The sequence below is a fragment of the Pseudomonas sp. TNT2022 ID642 genome, from assembly GCF_028656995.1.
In the GTDB taxonomy this organism is placed as follows: domain Bacteria; phylum Pseudomonadota; class Gammaproteobacteria; order Pseudomonadales; family Pseudomonadaceae; genus Aquipseudomonas.
In genome coordinates this window covers 1-15,582 of sequence record NZ_JAMDGW010000042.1, presented here as the reverse complement: position 1 = coordinate 15,582, position 15,582 = coordinate 1, and the positions used below count along the sequence as shown (strand labels likewise).

The following is a 15,582-nucleotide window of genomic DNA, read 5'->3' as shown; positions in this document are numbered from 1 at the left end:
ATGACTGTTACCCTGATCAAAACCATCGCGATGGAAGACGGTCTGCGTTTCGCTATCCGTGAAGGCGGTCGTACCGTCGGCGCTGGCGTCGTAGCTAAAATCATCGAGTAAGTAGTTGTAATGTATTTTTCGGGCCGGCATAATGGTCGGCCTGATTTTGTTTTAGGTCAGTAGCTCAATTGGCAGAGCGACGGTCTCCAAAACCGTAGGTTGGGGGTTCGATTCCCTCCTGACCTGCCAGATTCACTCGGTGTGTCTGGCTTTCTTTTCACAGGATCTTCATAGATGACTCCTAAAGCTGAAGCTCAAGGCTCTCGCTTCGATCTGCTCAAGTGGCTTGTAGTTGTCGCTTTGGTGGTTGTTGGCGTTGTTGGCAATCAGTATTACTCTGCTTCGCCGATCCTGTACCGTGTACTCGCATTGCTTGCCATTGCTGCTGTAGCTGCCTTTGTAGGCCTGCAGACTGCGAAGGGCAAGTCTTTCTTTGTACTGGTTAAGGAAGCTCGCACCGAGATTCGTAAAGTCGTGTGGCCAACTCGCCAAGAAACCACGCAGACCACCCTGATTGTGGTGGCTGTTGTTCTGGTTATGGCGTTGCTGTTGTGGGGTCTTGATTCCCTGCTCGGTTGGCTTGTTTCCTTGATTGTCGGCTAAGGGTGTCCCGTGGCTAAGCGTTGGTATGTTGTGCATGCTTACTCGGGTTACGAGAAGCATGTGATGCGCTCGCTGGTCGAGCGCGTAAAGCTGGCTGGCATGGAAGATGGCTTCGGCGAGATTCTGGTTCCCACTGAAGAAGTGGTTGAAATGCGTAATGGCCAGAAGCGCAAAAGCGAACGCAAGTTCTTTCCAGGCTATGTGCTGGTTCAGATGGATATGAATGAGGGTACTTGGCACTTGGTCAAGGATACTCCTCGGGTTATGGGTTTCATTGGCGGTACTGCCGATAAGCCAGCGCCAATCACCGATAAAGAGGCAGAAGCAATTCTGCGTCGTGTTGCTGATGGTAGTGACAAGCCTAAGCCGAAGACTCTCTTCGAGCCAGGTGAAACGGTGCGAGTCAACGACGGCCCATTCGCAGATTTCAATGGTGTTGTTGAAGAAGTTAACTACGAAAAGAGCCGGATCCAAGTGGCAGTGCTCATTTTCGGTCGCTCTACCCCGGTAGAGTTGGAGTTCAGTCAGGTCGAAAAGGTCTGATTGAACAAGCATCCCAACCCCGCAGCCATAGGCTGTGGGGTTTTGTCGTCACTGGGATATACGCGCAAGTAACCGGGGAGCCTTTCGAGGCGTTCGAACCCGTAATTGGAGTGCCTCATGGCCAAGAAGATTACCGCTTACATCAAGCTGCAAGTGAAGGCCGCTCAGGCTAACCCAAGTCCACCGGTTGGTCCTGCTCTGGGTCAGCACGGCGTGAACATCATGGAATTCTGCAAGGCTTTCAACGCCCGTACTCAGGGTCTTGAAGCTGGTCTGCCGACTCCAGTGATCATCACTGTCTACAGCGACCGTAGCTTCACTTTCGAAACCAAATCCACCCCTGCTTCGGTTCTGCTGAAGAAGGCGGCCGGTCTGACCAGCGGTTCCGCTCGTCCGAACACCGTTAAGGTTGGCACTGTTACTCGTGCTCAGCTGGAAGAAATCGCGAAAACCAAAAACGCGGATCTGACTGCAGCTGATATGGATGCAGCCGTGCGTACTATCGCCGGTTCTGCTCGTAGCATGGGCCTTAACGTGGAGGGTGTGTAATGGCTAAGCTGACCAAGCGTCAAAAGGCTATCGCCGGCAAAATCGAAGCAGGCAAGGCCTACAACATTGTAGATGCTGCTGCTCTGCTGGCTGAGCTGTCGACTGTCAAGTTCAGCGAGTCGTTCGACGTTGCTGTAAACCTGGGTGTAGACCCGCGTAAATCCGACCAGGTTGTTCGTAGCGCTACTGTGCTGCCACACGGCACTGGCAAGACTGTTCGCGTTGCTGTGTTCACCCAGGGTCCAGCTGCTGAGGCCGCTCTGGCTGCCGGCGCTGACCGTGTAGGTATGGACGACCTGGCTGCCGAAATGAAAGGCGGCGACCTGAACTATGACGTAGTGATCGCATCCCCGGATGCCATGCGCGTTGTAGGTCAGTTGGGTCAGATCCTCGGTCCACGTGGTCTGATGCCTAACCCTAAGGTTGGTACCGTAACTCCAGACGTAGCTACCGCGGTTAAAAACGCTAAAGCTGGTCAGGTTCGTTATCGCACCGACAAAAACGGCATCATCCACACTTCCGTTGGCAAGATGGGCTTCGACGCCGTCAAGCTGAAGGAAAACGTTGAAGCCCTGATCGCTGATCTGAAGCGTATCAAGCCAGCTTCTTCGAAAGGTATCTACGTCAAGCGCGTTACCCTGAGCACCACTATGGGCCCAGGTCTGGTCATCGACCAGAGCTCGCTGGACGCGTAAGACAAAGGTTGGCGCGATGGTTCGCGCCAATTGAAAGATTGGGGTCCCTGCCTGGCGGGGGCTATCCAAGACCGTAGGCGACGCAAGTCTTAAACCATAAGCCTACGCAGATGGTGCTCCCGGTTCCTTACCGAATCAGACACCAAAACGACATTCGGTTCCGATCGAATGAAACGGTAACAAGCAGGAGTTAAACCCGTGGCAATTAATCTCGAAGACAAGAAGGCCATCGTCGCTGAAGTCAACGAGGCTGCCAAAGTCGCTCTGTCCGCTGTCGTGGTTGATGCACGTGGCGTAACAGTAGGCGCAATGACCGGACTCCGTAAAGAGGCTCGTGAAGCTGGCGTTTACGTACGTGTTGTACGTAACACCCTGCTCAAGCGCGCTGTTGCTGACACTCAATACAGTGTCCTCAACGACGTGTTCACCGGCCCGACCCTGATCGCATTCTCCAACGAACATCCGGGCGCTGCTGCCCGTATCTTCAAAGAGTTTGCCAAGGGTCAGGACAAGTTCGAGATCAAGGCAGCTGCGTTCGAGGGCAAGTTCCTCGCAGCTAATCAGATCGACGTACTGGCAACTCTGCCGACCCGTGACGAAGCAATTTCTCAGCTGATGAGCGTGATTCAAGGCGCTACCAGCAAATTGGCTCGTACTCTGGCGGCAATTCGCGACCAGAAAGAAGCTGCTGCAGCCTAAGGCTCGTCAACTTCTCGCGTTTTTTGTTTATTTCGATGGTCGCGTAGGCCGTCCCCCAATTCAGGAATTGAGTCATGTCTCTGACTAACGAACAAATCATCGAAGCAATCGGCCAGAAATCCGTAGTGGAAATCGTTGAGCTGATCAAAGCGATGGAAGAAACCTTCGGTGTTACCGCTGCTGCTGCTTCGGCTGGTCCAGCTGCTGCTGCCGCTGTTGTTGAAGAGCAAACCGAGTTCAACGTTGTTCTGCTGGAAGCTGGCGAGAAGAAGGTTAACGTGATCAAGGCAGTTCGTGAACTGACCGGTCTGGGCCTGAAAGAAGCCAAAGAGAAAGTAGACGGCGCTCCTCAGGTTGTAGCTGAAGGCGTTTCGAAAGAAGCTGCTGAAGACGCCAAGAAGAAGCTGGAAGAAGCAGGCGCTAAAGTCGAGCTGAAATAAGCATCGACTTTGCTCCTCCAGCCCGAGCGTCAAGCGACAGGCTGATGGCTGGTGGCTCTTGCCACCGGCCTTTTTCCGTTATTGGCAGCCGACTGGGTCGGTGCTGATAAAGGCGCTGTAACCACCCGATGCGGTGGAGCAAACCATGGGGTTTGCACGATTTTCTGGCTGCTCCCGTCGGGAGGGGCCAAACAAGCAGGTGACCAAGCTGGGGAACGCTGATGGCTTACTCATATACTGAGAAAAAACGTATCCGCAAGGACTTTAGCAAGTTGCCGGACGTCATGGATGTGCCTTACCTCCTGGCCATCCAGCTGGATTCGTATCGTGAATTCTTGCAAGCGGGAGCGACTAAAGATCAGTTCCGCGACGTGGGCCTGCATGCGGCCTTCAAATCCGTTTTCCCGATCATCAGCTACTCCGGCAATGCTGCGCTGGAGTACGTCGGTTATCGCCTGGGCGAACCGGCATTTGATGTCAAAGAATGCGTATTGCGCGGTGTAACTTTCGCCGTACCTTTGCGGGTAAAAGTGCGCCTGATCATTTTCGACAAAGAATCGTCGAACAAAGCGATCAAGGACATCAAAGAGCAAGAAGTCTACATGGGTGAAATTCCCCTGATGACTGAGAACGGTACCTTCGTAATCAACGGTACCGAGCGTGTAATCGTTTCCCAGCTGCACCGTTCCCCGGGCGTGTTCTTTGACCACGACCGCGGCAAGACGCATAGCTCCGGCAAACTGCTGTACTCCGCGCGCATCATTCCTTACCGCGGTTCGTGGCTGGACTTCGAGTTCGACCCGAAAGACTGCGTGTTCGTGCGTATCGACCGTCGTCGCAAGCTGCCGGCATCGGTACTGCTGCGCGCGCTCGGCTATACCACTGAAGAAGTGCTGGACGCTTTCTACACTACCAACGTTTTCCACCTGAGCGGCGAAACCCTCAGCCTGGAACTGATTGCTTCGCGTCTGCGTGGTGAAATTGCGGTTCTGGACATTCAGGACGAGAAGGGCAAGGTAATTGTTGAAGCGGGCCGCCGTATTACCGCGCGCCACATCAACCAGATCGAAAAAGCCGGCATCAAGACTCTGGAAGTACCTCTGGACTACGTCCTGGGTCGTACTACCGCCAAGGTCATCGTGCACCCGGCTACCGGCGAAATCCTGGCAGAGTGCAACACCGAGCTGAACACTGAAGTCCTGGCAAAAATTGCCAAGGCCGGCGTTGTTCGTATTGAAACTCTGTACACCAACGACATCGACTGCGGTCCGTTCGTCTCCGACACGCTGAAGATCGACTCCACCAGCAACCAATTGGAAGCGCTGGTCGAGATCTATCGCATGATGCGTCCAGGCGAGCCGCCAACCAAAGACGCTGCCGAAACCCTGTTCAACAACCTGTTCTTCAGTCCTGAGCGCTATGACCTGTCTGCGGTCGGCCGGATGAAGTTCAACCGTCGTATCGGTCGTACCGAGATCGAAGGTTCGGGCGTGCTGTGCAAGGAAGACATCGTTGCGGTACTGAAGACTCTGGTCGACATCCGTAACGGTAAAGGCATCGTCGATGACATCGACCACTTGGGTAACCGTCGTGTTCGCTGTGTAGGCGAAATGGCCGAGAACCAGTTCCGCGTTGGCCTGGTACGTGTTGAGCGTGCGGTCAAAGAGCGTCTGTCGATGGCTGAAAGCGAAGGCCTGATGCCGCAAGACCTGATCAACGCCAAGCCAGTGGCTGCAGCGGTGAAAGAGTTCTTCGGTTCCAGCCAGCTCTCGCAGTTCATGGACCAGAACAACCCGCTGTCCGAGATCACCCACAAGCGTCGTGTCTCTGCACTCGGCCCTGGCGGTCTGACTCGTGAGCGTGCAGGCTTTGAAGTCCGTGACGTACACCCGACTCACTACGGTCGTGTATGCCCGATTGAAACGCCGGAAGGTCCGAACATCGGTCTGATCAACTCCTTGGCTGCTTACGCTCGCACCAACCAGTACGGCTTCCTGGAAAGCCCGTACCGTGTGGTGAAAGAGGGTGTGGTCACCGACGAGATCGTGTTCCTGTCCGCTATTGAAGAAGCCGATCACGTGATCGCGCAGGCTTCGGCGACCATGAACGATCAGAAAGTCCTGATTGACGAACTGGTAGCCGTACGTCACCTGAACGAATTCACCGTTAAGGCGCCTGAAGAAGTCACCTTGATGGACGTTTCGCCGAAGCAGGTAGTTTCGGTTGCAGCGTCGCTGATTCCGTTCCTCGAGCACGACGACGCCAACCGTGCGTTGATGGGTTCGAACATGCAGCGTCAAGCTGTACCAACCCTGCGCGCTGACAAGCCGCTGGTAGGTACCGGCATGGAGCGTAACGTAGCCCGTGACTCCGGCGTTTGCGTCGTGGCTCGTCGTGGTGGCGTGATCGATTCCGTCGACGCCAGCCGTATCGTGGTTCGTGTTGCTGATGACGAAGTTGAAACCGGCGAAGCTGGTGTCGACATCTACAACCTGACCAAATACACCCGCTCGAACCAGAACACCTGCATCAACCAGCGTCCGCTGGTGAGCAAGGGTGATCGCGTTCAGCGTAGCGACATCATGGCCGACGGCCCGTCCACCGACATGGGTGAACTGGCGCTGGGTCAGAACATGCGCATCGCGTTCATGGCATGGAACGGCTTCAACTTCGAAGACTCCATCTGCCTGTCCGAGCGTGTGGTTCAGGAAGACCGTTTCACCACGATCCACATTCAGGAACTGACCTGTGTGGCCCGTGACACCAAGCTTGGGCCTGAAGAGATCACTGCAGACATCCCGAACGTGGGTGAAGCTGCACTGAACAAACTGGACGAAGCCGGTATCGTTTACGTAGGTGCTGAAGTTGGCGCAGGCGACATCCTGGTGGGTAAGGTCACTCCGAAAGGCGAGACCCAACTGACTCCGGAAGAAAAACTGCTGCGTGCAATCTTCGGTGAAAAAGCCAGCGACGTTAAAGACACTTCCCTGCGCGTGCCAACCGGCACCAAAGGTACTGTCATCGACGTACAGGTCTTCACCCGCGACGGCGTTGAGCGTGATGCTCGTGCACTGTCGATCGAGAAGACTCAGCTCGACGAGATCCGCAAGGATCTGAACGAAGAGTTCCGTATCGTTGAAGGCGCGACTTTCGAACGTCTGCGTTCCGCTCTGGTAGGCCACAAGGCTGAAGGCGGCGCAGGTCTGAAGAAAGGTCAGGACATCACCGACGAAGTTCTCGACGGTCTTGAGCATGGTCAGTGGTTCAAACTGCGCATGGCTGAAGATGCTCTGAACGAGCAGCTCGAGAAGGCTCAGGCCTACATCGTTGATCGCCGCCGTCTGCTGGACGACAAGTTCGAAGACAAGAAGCGCAAACTGCAGCAGGGCGATGACCTGGCTCCAGGCGTGCTGAAAATCGTCAAGGTTTACCTGGCAATCCGTCGTCGCATCCAGCCGGGCGACAAGATGGCCGGTCGTCACGGTAACAAAGGTGTGGTCTCTGTGATCATGCCGGTTGAAGACATGCCGCACGATGCCAATGGCACCCCGGTCGACGTCGTCCTCAACCCACTGGGCGTACCTTCGCGTATGAACGTTGGTCAGATCCTTGAAACCCACCTGGGCCTCGCGGCCAAAGGTCTGGGCGAGAAGATCAACCGGATGGTCGAAGAGCAGCGTAAAGTCGCTGAACTGCGTACCTTCCTGGACGAGATCTACAACCAGATCGGCGGTCGTAACGAAGATCTGGACAGCTTCTCCGATCAGGAAATCCTGGATCTGGCGAAGAACCTGCGTGGCGGCGTTCCAATGGCCACTCCAGTGTTCGACGGCGCCAAGGAAAGCGAAATCAAGGCCATGCTGAAACTGGCAGACCTGCCGGAAAGCGGCCAGATGCAGCTGACTGACGGCCGTACCGGCAACAAGTTCGAGCGTCCAGTTACCGTTGGCTACATGTACATGCTGAAGCTGAACCACTTGGTAGACGACAAGATGCACGCGCGTTCTACCGGTTCGTACAGCCTGGTTACCCAGCAGCCGCTGGGTGGTAAGGCGCAGTTCGGTGGTCAGCGTTTCGGGGAGATGGAGGTCTGGGCACTGGAAGCATACGGTGCTGCTTACACTCTGCAAGAAATGCTCACAGTGAAGTCGGACGATGTGAACGGCCGTACCAAGATGTACAAAAACATCGTGGATGGCGATCACCGTATGGAGCCGGGCATGCCCGAGTCCTTCAACGTGTTGATCAAGGAAATTCGTTCCCTCGGCATCGATATCGATCTGGAAACCGAATAACACGTGACGCGAATCGAGAGCGGGGCAGGATTGCCCGCTCTCTGCTCCGCCAGGAGGAAAGGCCTTGAAAGACCTACTGAATTTGCTGAAAAACCAGGGTCAAGTCGAAGAGTTCGACGCCATCCGTATCGGATTGGCCTCGCCTGAGATGATCCGCTCATGGTCGTTCGGTGAAGTTAAAAAGCCGGAAACCATCAACTACCGTACGTTCAAACCTGAGCGTGACGGTCTGTTCTGCGCCAAGATCTTTGGCCCGGTAAAGGATTACGAGTGCCTGTGCGGTAAGTACAAGCGCTTGAAGCACCGTGGTGTGATCTGTGAGAAGTGCGGCGTTGAAGTTGCACTGGCCAAGGTTCGTCGTGAGCGCATGGCGCACATCGAACTGGCTTCGCCGGTTGCCCACATCTGGTTCCTGAAATCGCTGCCGTCCCGTATCGGCTTGCTGATGGACATGACCCTGCGTGATATCGAACGCGTTCTCTACTTCGAGAGCTATGTCGTTATCGACCCAGGCATGACCACCCTTGAAAAAGGTCAGCTGCTGAACGACGAGCAGTACTTCGAAGCGCTGGAAGAGTTCGGTGACGACTTCGACGCCCGTATGGGTGCTGAAGCTGTCCGTGAACTGCTGCACGCAATCGACCTGGAACACGAGATTGGCCGTCTGCGCGAAGAAATTCCGCAAACCAACTCCGAAACCAAGATCAAGAAGCTGTCCAAGCGTCTGAAGTTGATGGAAGCCTTCCAGGGTTCCGGCAACTTGCCAGAGTGGATGGTGCTGACCGTTCTGCCGGTTCTGCCGCCAGATCTGCGTCCACTGGTCCCGCTGGACGGCGGTCGTTTCGCGACTTCCGACCTCAACGATCTGTATCGTCGAGTGATCAACCGTAACAACCGTTTGAAGCGCCTGCTGGATCTGTCCGCTCCGGACATCATCGTGCGCAACGAAAAGCGTATGTTGCAGGAAGCTGTCGATGCTCTGCTCGACAACGGTCGTCGTGGCCGCGCTATCACCGGTTCGAACAAGCGTCCTCTGAAATCCTTGGCTGACATGATCAAGGGTAAGCAAGGTCGTTTCCGTCAGAACTTGCTCGGTAAGCGTGTTGACTACTCCGGTCGTTCGGTAATTACCGTAGGCCCGACTCTGCGTCTGCATCAGTGCGGTCTGCCGAAGAAAATGGCTCTCGAGCTGTTCAAACCGTTCATTTTCGGCAAGCTCGAAATGCGTGGTCTCGCGACCACCATCAAAGCGGCCAAGAAAATGGTCGAGCGCGAACTGCCAGAGGTTTGGGACGTTCTCGCTGAAGTGATTCGCGAACACCCGGTTCTTCTCAACCGTGCACCGACCCTTCACCGTCTGGGGATCCAGGCGTTTGAACCGGTACTGATCGAAGGTAAGGCTATCCAGCTGCACCCTCTGGTCTGCGCCGCGTACAACGCCGACTTCGACGGCGACCAAATGGCCGTGCACGTACCGCTGACACTGGAAGCCCAGTTGGAAGCGCGTGCGTTGATGATGTCGACCAACAACATTCTGTCGCCAGCCAACGGTGAGCCAATCATCGTTCCGTCGCAGGACGTTGTATTGGGTCTGTACTACATGACTCGTGAAGCGATCAACGCCAAAGGCGAAGGTCGTGTATTCGCGGATCTGCAGGAAGTTGACCGTGTGTTCCGTGCCGGCGAAGCCGCACTGCACGCCAAGGTTAAAGTTCGTATCAACGAAACCGTCAACGACCGTGACGGCAACAGCGTGAGCGGTACCCGTATCGTCGACACCACTGTCGGCCGTGCGCTGCTGTTCCAGGTTGTGCCAAAAGGTCTGTCGTACGACGTCGTCAACCTGCCGATGAAGAAAAAGGCGATCTCCAAGCTGATCAACCAGTGCTACCGCGTGGTTGGTCTGAAAGAGACCGTGATCTTCGCTGACCAGTTGATGTACACCGGTTTCGCTTACTCGACCATCTCCGGCGTTTCCATCGGTGTTAACGACTTCGTTATCCCGGACGAGAAAGCCCGCATCATCGGTGCAGCCACCGACGAAGTGAAAGAGATCGAGAGCCAGTACGCCTCCGGCCTGGTAACCCAGGGCGAGAAGTACAACAAAGTGATCGACCTTTGGTCGAAAGCGAACGACGAAGTTTCCAAGGCGATGATGGCCAACCTCTCGAAAGAGAAGGTTATCGACCGTCATGGCGTTGAAGTCGATCAAGAGTCTTTCAACTCGATGTACATGATGGCTGACTCGGGTGCGCGGGGTTCCGCAGCACAGATTCGTCAGCTGGCCGGTATGCGTGGTCTGATGGCCAAGCCGGACGGTTCCATCATTGAAACGCCGATTACTGCGAACTTCCGTGAAGGTTTGAGCGTACTTCAGTACTTCATCTCCACTCACGGTGCTCGTAAAGGTCTGGCGGATACCGCGTTGAAAACTGCGAACTCCGGTTACCTGACTCGTCGTCTGGTAGACGTGGCGCAGGATCTGGTTGTAACCGAGATCGATTGCGGCACCGAACACGGTCTGCTGATGACTCCGCACATTGAAGGCGGTGACGTTGTAGAGCCGTTGGGTGAGCGCGTATTGGGTCGTGTTATTGCTCGTGACGTATTCAAGCCAGGCACCGAGGACGTTATCGTTCCGGCCGGTACTCTGGTTGACGAGAAGTGGGTTGAGTTCATCGAGCTGAACAGCATCGACGAAGTGATCGTGCGTTCGCCGATCAGCTGCGAAACCCGCTATGGCATTTGCGCCAAGTGCTACGGCCGTGATCTGGCTCGTGGTCACCAGGTGAACATCGGTGAAGCGGTCGGCGTTATCGCTGCCCAGTCCATCGGTGAGCCGGGTACCCAGCTGACGATGCGTACGTTCCACATCGGTGGTGCGGCAAGCCGTACTTCCGCAGCCGACAGCGTTCAGGTGAAGAATGGCGGTACCGTCCGTCTGCACAACCTGAAGCACGTTGAGCGAGTGGATGGTCACCTGGTTGCTGTGTCCCGTTCCGGTGAGCTGGCCATCGCTGATGACTTCGGTCGTGAGCGCGAGCGTTACAAGCTGCCGTACGGTGCTGTGATTTCGGTTAAAGAAGGTGACAAGGTCGACGCTGGCGCAATCGTGGCCAAGTGGGATCCGCACACTCACCCGATCGTTACCGAAATGAAAGGTACCGTGACCTACGTGGGCATGGAAGAAGGCATCACGATCAAGCGTCAGACTGACGAATTGACCGGTATGACCAACATTGAAGTACTCGACGCGAAAGATCGTCCAGCTGCGGGCAAAGAAATCCGTCCAGCAGTGAAGATGGTCGACGACAACGGCAAGGATCTGTTGCTGCCAGGCACTGACGTTATCGCTCAGTACTTCCTGCCAGCCAACGCCCTGGTCGGTGTGGCGGACGGTGCGAAGATCGCGATCGGTGATGTTATCGCGCGTATCCCGCAAGAAACTTCGAAGACCCGTGACATCACCGGTGGTCTGCCGCGTGTTGCCGACTTGTTCGAAGCTCGTCGTCCGAAAGAAGCGTCGATTCTGGCTGAAGTCAGCGGCACCATCGCGTTCGGTAAAGAGACCAAAGGCAAGCGCCGTCTGGTCATTACCCCGAACGACGGTTCCGATCCGTACGAAGAGCTGATTCCGAAGTGGCGTCACCTGAACGTGTTCGAAGGCGAACAGGTAAACCGCGGCGAAGTTATCTCCGACGGCCCAAGCGATCCGCACGACATCCTGCGTCTGCTGGGTGTGAGCGCGCTGGCCAAGTACATCGTTAACGAGATCCAGGACGTTTACCGTCTGCAAGGCGTGAAGATCAACGATAAGCACATCGAGACCATCCTGCGTCAGATGCTGCGTAAAGTTGAAATCGCTGAATCCGGCGATTCGAGTTTCATCAAGGGCGACCAGATGGAACTGACTCACGTACTGGTAGAAAACGAGCGTTTGGGCGGCGAAGACAAGTTCGTCTCCAAGTACACTCGCGTTCTGTTGGGTATTACCAAGGCGTCGTTGTCCACCGAATCGTTCATCTCGGCGGCTTCCTTCCAGGAAACCACCCGCGTACTGACCGAAGCGGCAGTCACCGGCAAGCGCGATTACCTGCGCGGCCTGAAAGAAAACGTAGTCGTGGGTCGTCTGATCCCGGCCGGTACCGGTCTGGCATATCACAGCGAGCGCAAGCGTCGCCGTGATGCTGACAAGCCGTTGCGCGTAAGCGCCAGTGAAGTGGAAGCTGCACTGACCGAAGCGCTGAACTCGAGCGGTAACTGAGTTCTGCGGTAAATGAGCGTAAGGCCCTGATCGCTCCGTTCATCGAATCGAGACATTTTGTCGAGGTTCGAAGGGCGGGGAGGTCGGGGCCTTGCCTTGACTGGGGACAAGATCCTCTTTAGACTCTTGATCCCCTAAATTTGGCGGGAATTCGTTCCTGCCATTTTGCTTTTCTTGCAAGACAATAGCGTCGCAAGACAACAGTGGAGCTAGTAGATGGCAACTATCAACCAGCTGGTACGTCAGCCGCGTAAGCGTATCGTCGAGAAATCCGACGTACCTGCGCTGCAGAACTGCCCGCAACGTCGTGGCGTGTGCACCCGTGTGTACACCACCACGCCGAAAAAACCTAACTCGGCACTGCGTAAAGTATGCCGTGTGCGCCTGACCAACGGTTTCGAGGTTTCCTCGTACATCGGTGGTGAAGGTCACAACCTGCAAGAGCACAGCGTGGTACTGATCCGCGGCGGTCGTGTAAAAGACTTGCCAGGTGTTCGTTACCACACCGTTCGCGGTTCCTTGGATACTTCCGGCGTTAAAGGTCGTAACCAGGGTCGTTCGAAGTACGGTACCAAGCGTCCGAAGTAATCGGCCGTTTTGCAGATTTTCATTTTATTGAGTCGATAAGAGTAAGGTCGGGCACGCATCCATTGGATCTGTCCCGAGCTAACCTGAAGACCGCTTGAGGGCTTATCATGCCAAGACGTCGCGTAGCAGCAAAGCGTGAGATTCTGGACGATCCGAAATACGGAAGCCAGATCCTCGCCAAATTCATGAACCACGTTATGGAAAGCGGCAAGAAAGCCGTTGCCGAGCGTATCGTTTATGGTGCCCTGGAAACCGTTGCGACCCGTAAGGCTGGCACCGATCCCCTGGAACTCTTCGAAAAAGCACTCGACGCCATCGCTCCGCTGGTCGAAGTGAAGTCGCGCCGCGTTGGTGGTGCTACTTACCAGGTTCCGGTCGAGGTTCGTCCTTCCCGTCGTAACGCTCTGGCAATGCGCTGGTTGGTAGACTTCGCCCGTAAGCGTGGCGAGAAGTCTATGGCTCTGCGTTTGGCTGGCGAACTGCTGGATGCTGCTGAAGGTAAAGGTGCTGCTGTTAAGAAGCGTGAAGACGTGCACCGTATGGCTGAAGCCAACAAAGCTTTCTCGCACTACCGCTTCTAATTTTAGCTTCACTAATTTTGCGAGGGCTTTATGGCTCGTACTACTCCGATTAGCCGCTACCGTAACATCGGTATCGTCGCTCACGTGGATGCTGGTAAAACCACCACCACCGAGCGCGTCCTTTTTTACACCGGCAAAAGTCACAAAATGGGCGAGGTGCATGATGGCGCCGCGACCACAGACTGGATGGTGCAGGAGCAGGAGCGTGGTATTACCATTACTTCTGCTGCCATCACCGCTTTCTGGAAAGGTTCCGAGAAGCAGTACAAGGACGAGCACCGCTTCAACGTAATCGATACCCCGGGCCACGTTGACTTCACTATTGAAGTTGAGCGTTCCCTGCGCGTACTCGACGGCGCTGTCGTTGTGTTCTGCGGTACTTCGGGTGTTGAGCCTCAGTCGGAAACCGTATGGCGTCAAGCCAACAAATACGGTGTTCCACGTCTTGTTTACGTAAACAAGATGGACCGTGCTGGTGCCAACTTCCTGCGCGTGATCGGTCAGATCAAGCAGCGTCTGGGTCACACTCCGGTGCCGATCCAGTTGGCCATCGGTTCCGAAGACAACTTCCAGGGTCAGATCGATCTGATCAACATGCAAGCTGTCTACTGGAACGACTCTGACAAAGGTATGGTCCCTGTTCGCAAGGACATTCCTGCTGAGCTCCAAGAGCTGGCTGAAGAGTGGCGCAACAACATGGTTGAAGCTGCTGCTGAAGCCAACGAAGAGCTGATGAACAAGTACCTGGAAGGCGAAGAGCTGTCGATCGAAGAGATCAAAGCTGCTTTGCGTCAGCGTACTATCGCCGGCGAAATCGTTCTGGCTGTTTGCGGTTCTTCGTTCAAGAACAAGGGCGTTCCCCTGGTTCTCGACGCCGTTATCGACTTCCTGCCTGCACCGACCGACATTCCTGCGATCAAGGGTACTGACCCTGATAACGAGGAAATCGAGCTGGAGCGTCATGCAGACGATGCGGAGCCGTTCTCGGCTCTGGCGTTCAAGATCGCTACCGACCCATTCGTGGGTACCTTGACCTTCGTCCGTGTTTACTCGGGCGTGTTGAACTCCGGCGACGGCGTGATCAACTCGGTTAAAGGTAAAAAAGAGCGCGTGGGTCGTATGGTGCAAATGCACGCAAACGCCCGTGAAGAGATCAAGGAAGTACGCGCTGGTGACATCGCGGCCCTGATCGGCATGAAGGACGTCACCACCGGTGAAACCCTCTGCAACGCTGACAAGCCAATCATTCTGGTTCGCATGGACTTCCCGGAGCCGGTTATTTCGGTTGCCGTAGAGCCTAAGACCAAGGATGACCAGGAAAAAATGGGTATCGCTCTGGGCAAACTTGCTCAGGAAGACCCGTCTTTCCGCGTTAAAACTGATGAAGAGACTGGTCAGACGATCATCTCCGGCATGGGCGAGCTGCACCTGGACATCCTGGTTGACCGGATGCGCCGTGAGTTCAACGTCGAAGCCAACATCGGCAAGCCTCAGGTTTCGTATCGTGAGCGCATCACGAAGAACTGTGAAATCGAAGGCAAGTTCGTTCGTCAGTCCGGCGGTCGTGGTCAGTTCGGCCACTGCTGGATCCGTTTTGCTCCTGCTGACGAAGGTCAGGAAGGTCTGCAATTCGTGAACGAAGTTGTAGGTGGTGTGGTTCCTAAGGAATACATCCCGGCTATCCAGAAGGGTATCGAAGAGCAGATGAAGAACGGCGTTGTTGCCGGCTATCCGCTGATCGGCCTGAAGGCTACCGTGTTCGATGGTTCTTACCACGACGTCGACTCCAACGAGATGGCGTTTAAAGTGGCTGCCTCCATGGCGACCAAGCAGCTGGCCCAGAAGGGCGGTGGTGAGTTGCTTGAGCCGATCATGGCTGTAGAGGTTGTTACGCCTGAAGACTATATGGGTGATGTGATGGGCGACCTTAACCGTCGTCGTGGCATGATCCAGGGTATGGAAGACACAGTGTCCGGCAAGGTTATCCGTGCCGAGGTTCCACTGGGTGAGATGTTCGGTTATGCAACCGACGTTCGTTCCATGTCCCAGGGTCGCGCAAGCTACTCTATGGAATTCAAAAAATACGATACGGCTCCGTCGCACATCGTCGAATCCGTAACCAAAAAACAAGGCTGATTCAGCCCCTTTAGGCTAGGAGTTAATTGTCGTGGCTAAAGAAAAATTTGATCGTTCCCTACCGCACGTCAACGTTGGCACCATCGGTCACGTTGACCACGGTAAAACCACTCTGACTGCTGCTCTGACTCGCGTTTG

At 55.3% G+C, this 15,582-nt stretch carries 12 protein-coding genes, 1 tRNA gene and 1 pseudogene; all 14 read left to right on the top strand.

Features of this window, described 5'->3' with window-relative positions; all coding sequences use genetic code 11:
* Window positions 1-111: pseudogene (locus M5G26_RS28550) on the top strand (EF-Tu/IF-2/RF-3 family GTPase); the annotation flags it as partial.
* Between the two features lie 53 nt (window positions 112-164).
* A tRNA-Trp gene (locus M5G26_RS28545) sits at window positions 165-240 on the top strand.
* A 45-nt stretch (window positions 241-285) separates the two neighbouring features.
* The gene (gene secE, locus M5G26_RS28540) at window positions 286-654 is read left to right on the top strand and encodes a preprotein translocase subunit SecE (RefSeq protein ID WP_009045851.1); all 369 of its coding nucleotides are present in this window, start codon (window positions 286-288) and stop codon (window positions 652-654) included.
* Window positions 655-663: 9 nt separating this feature from the next.
* Complete coding sequence (gene nusG / locus M5G26_RS28535) at window positions 664-1,197, top strand: transcription termination/antitermination protein NusG (protein ID WP_007916492.1); 534 nt, start codon at window positions 664-666, stop codon at window positions 1,195-1,197.
* 117 nt (window positions 1,198-1,314) lie between these two features.
* A complete protein-coding gene (gene rplK / locus M5G26_RS28530; RefSeq protein ID WP_003228756.1) occupies window positions 1,315-1,746 on the top strand; it encodes a 50S ribosomal protein L11 in 432 nt (143 codons plus the stop codon).
* Window positions 1,746-2,441 carry a 50S ribosomal protein L1 gene (gene rplA / locus M5G26_RS28525; protein ID WP_007916481.1) on the top strand — a complete coding sequence of 232 codons (696 nt, stop codon included), beginning with the start codon at window positions 1,746-1,748 and terminating at the stop codon, window positions 2,439-2,441. The genes rplK and rplA overlap by 1 nt, the downstream gene beginning before the upstream one ends.
* 198 nt (window positions 2,442-2,639) lie before the next feature.
* Window positions 2,640-3,140 carry a 50S ribosomal protein L10 gene (gene rplJ / locus M5G26_RS28520; RefSeq protein WP_008081912.1) on the top strand — a complete coding sequence of 167 codons (501 nt, stop codon included), beginning with the start codon at window positions 2,640-2,642 and terminating at the stop codon, window positions 3,138-3,140.
* Between the two features lie 74 nt (window positions 3,141-3,214).
* Window positions 3,215-3,580 (top strand): 50S ribosomal protein L7/L12, encoded by a 366-nt coding sequence (gene rplL / locus M5G26_RS28515; protein ID WP_003228750.1) that lies wholly within the window; start codon window positions 3,215-3,217, stop codon window positions 3,578-3,580.
* A 221-nt stretch (window positions 3,581-3,801) separates the two neighbouring features.
* Window positions 3,802-7,875 (top strand): DNA-directed RNA polymerase subunit beta, encoded by a 4,074-nt coding sequence (gene rpoB / locus M5G26_RS28510; RefSeq protein WP_038362146.1) that lies wholly within the window; start codon window positions 3,802-3,804, stop codon window positions 7,873-7,875.
* 64 nt (window positions 7,876-7,939) lie between these two features.
* Complete coding sequence (rpoC, locus tag M5G26_RS28505; RefSeq protein WP_034156498.1) at window positions 7,940-12,139, top strand: DNA-directed RNA polymerase subunit beta'; 4,200 nt, start codon at window positions 7,940-7,942, stop codon at window positions 12,137-12,139.
* A 216-nt stretch (window positions 12,140-12,355) separates the two neighbouring features.
* Window positions 12,356-12,727 carry a 30S ribosomal protein S12 gene (gene rpsL / locus M5G26_RS28500; RefSeq protein ID WP_003186084.1) on the top strand — a complete coding sequence of 124 codons (372 nt, stop codon included), beginning with the start codon at window positions 12,356-12,358 and terminating at the stop codon, window positions 12,725-12,727.
* Window positions 12,728-12,834: 107 nt separating this feature from the next.
* A complete protein-coding gene (gene rpsG / locus M5G26_RS28495) occupies window positions 12,835-13,308 on the top strand; it encodes a 30S ribosomal protein S7 (protein WP_007916467.1) in 474 nt (157 codons plus the stop codon).
* Window positions 13,309-13,338: 30 nt separating this feature from the next.
* On the top strand, window positions 13,339-15,444 hold the full coding sequence (fusA, locus tag M5G26_RS28490; protein WP_016984188.1) for an elongation factor G: 2,106 nt from the start codon (window positions 13,339-13,341) through the stop codon (window positions 15,442-15,444).
* Window positions 15,445-15,475: 31 nt separating this feature from the next.
* Window positions 15,476-15,582 (top strand): GTP-binding protein (locus M5G26_RS28485; protein WP_146051608.1); only part of this gene is annotated, 107 nt, incomplete at its 3' end.

Bases quoted from the DNA above. Each gene is read 5' to 3' on its own strand.
- secE (WP_009045851.1), top strand. From the start codon at position 286: ATGACTCCTAAAGCTGAAGCTCAAGGCTCTCGCTTCGATCTGCTCAAG.
- rplK (WP_003228756.1), top strand. From the start codon at position 1,315: ATGGCCAAGAAGATTACCGCTTACATCAAGCTGCAAGTGAAGGCCGCT.
- rplA (WP_007916481.1), top strand. From the start codon at position 1,746: ATGGCTAAGCTGACCAAGCGTCAAAAGGCTATCGCCGGCAAAATCGAA.
- rplL (WP_003228750.1), top strand. From the start codon at position 3,215: ATGTCTCTGACTAACGAACAAATCATCGAAGCAATCGGCCAGAAATCC.
- rpoB (WP_038362146.1), top strand. From the start codon at position 3,802: ATGGCTTACTCATATACTGAGAAAAAACGTATCCGCAAGGACTTTAGC.
- rpsL (WP_003186084.1), top strand. From the start codon at position 12,356: ATGGCAACTATCAACCAGCTGGTACGTCAGCCGCGTAAGCGTATCGTC.
- rpsG (WP_007916467.1), top strand. From the start codon at position 12,835: ATGCCAAGACGTCGCGTAGCAGCAAAGCGTGAGATTCTGGACGATCCG.
- fusA (WP_016984188.1), top strand. From the start codon at position 13,339: ATGGCTCGTACTACTCCGATTAGCCGCTACCGTAACATCGGTATCGTC.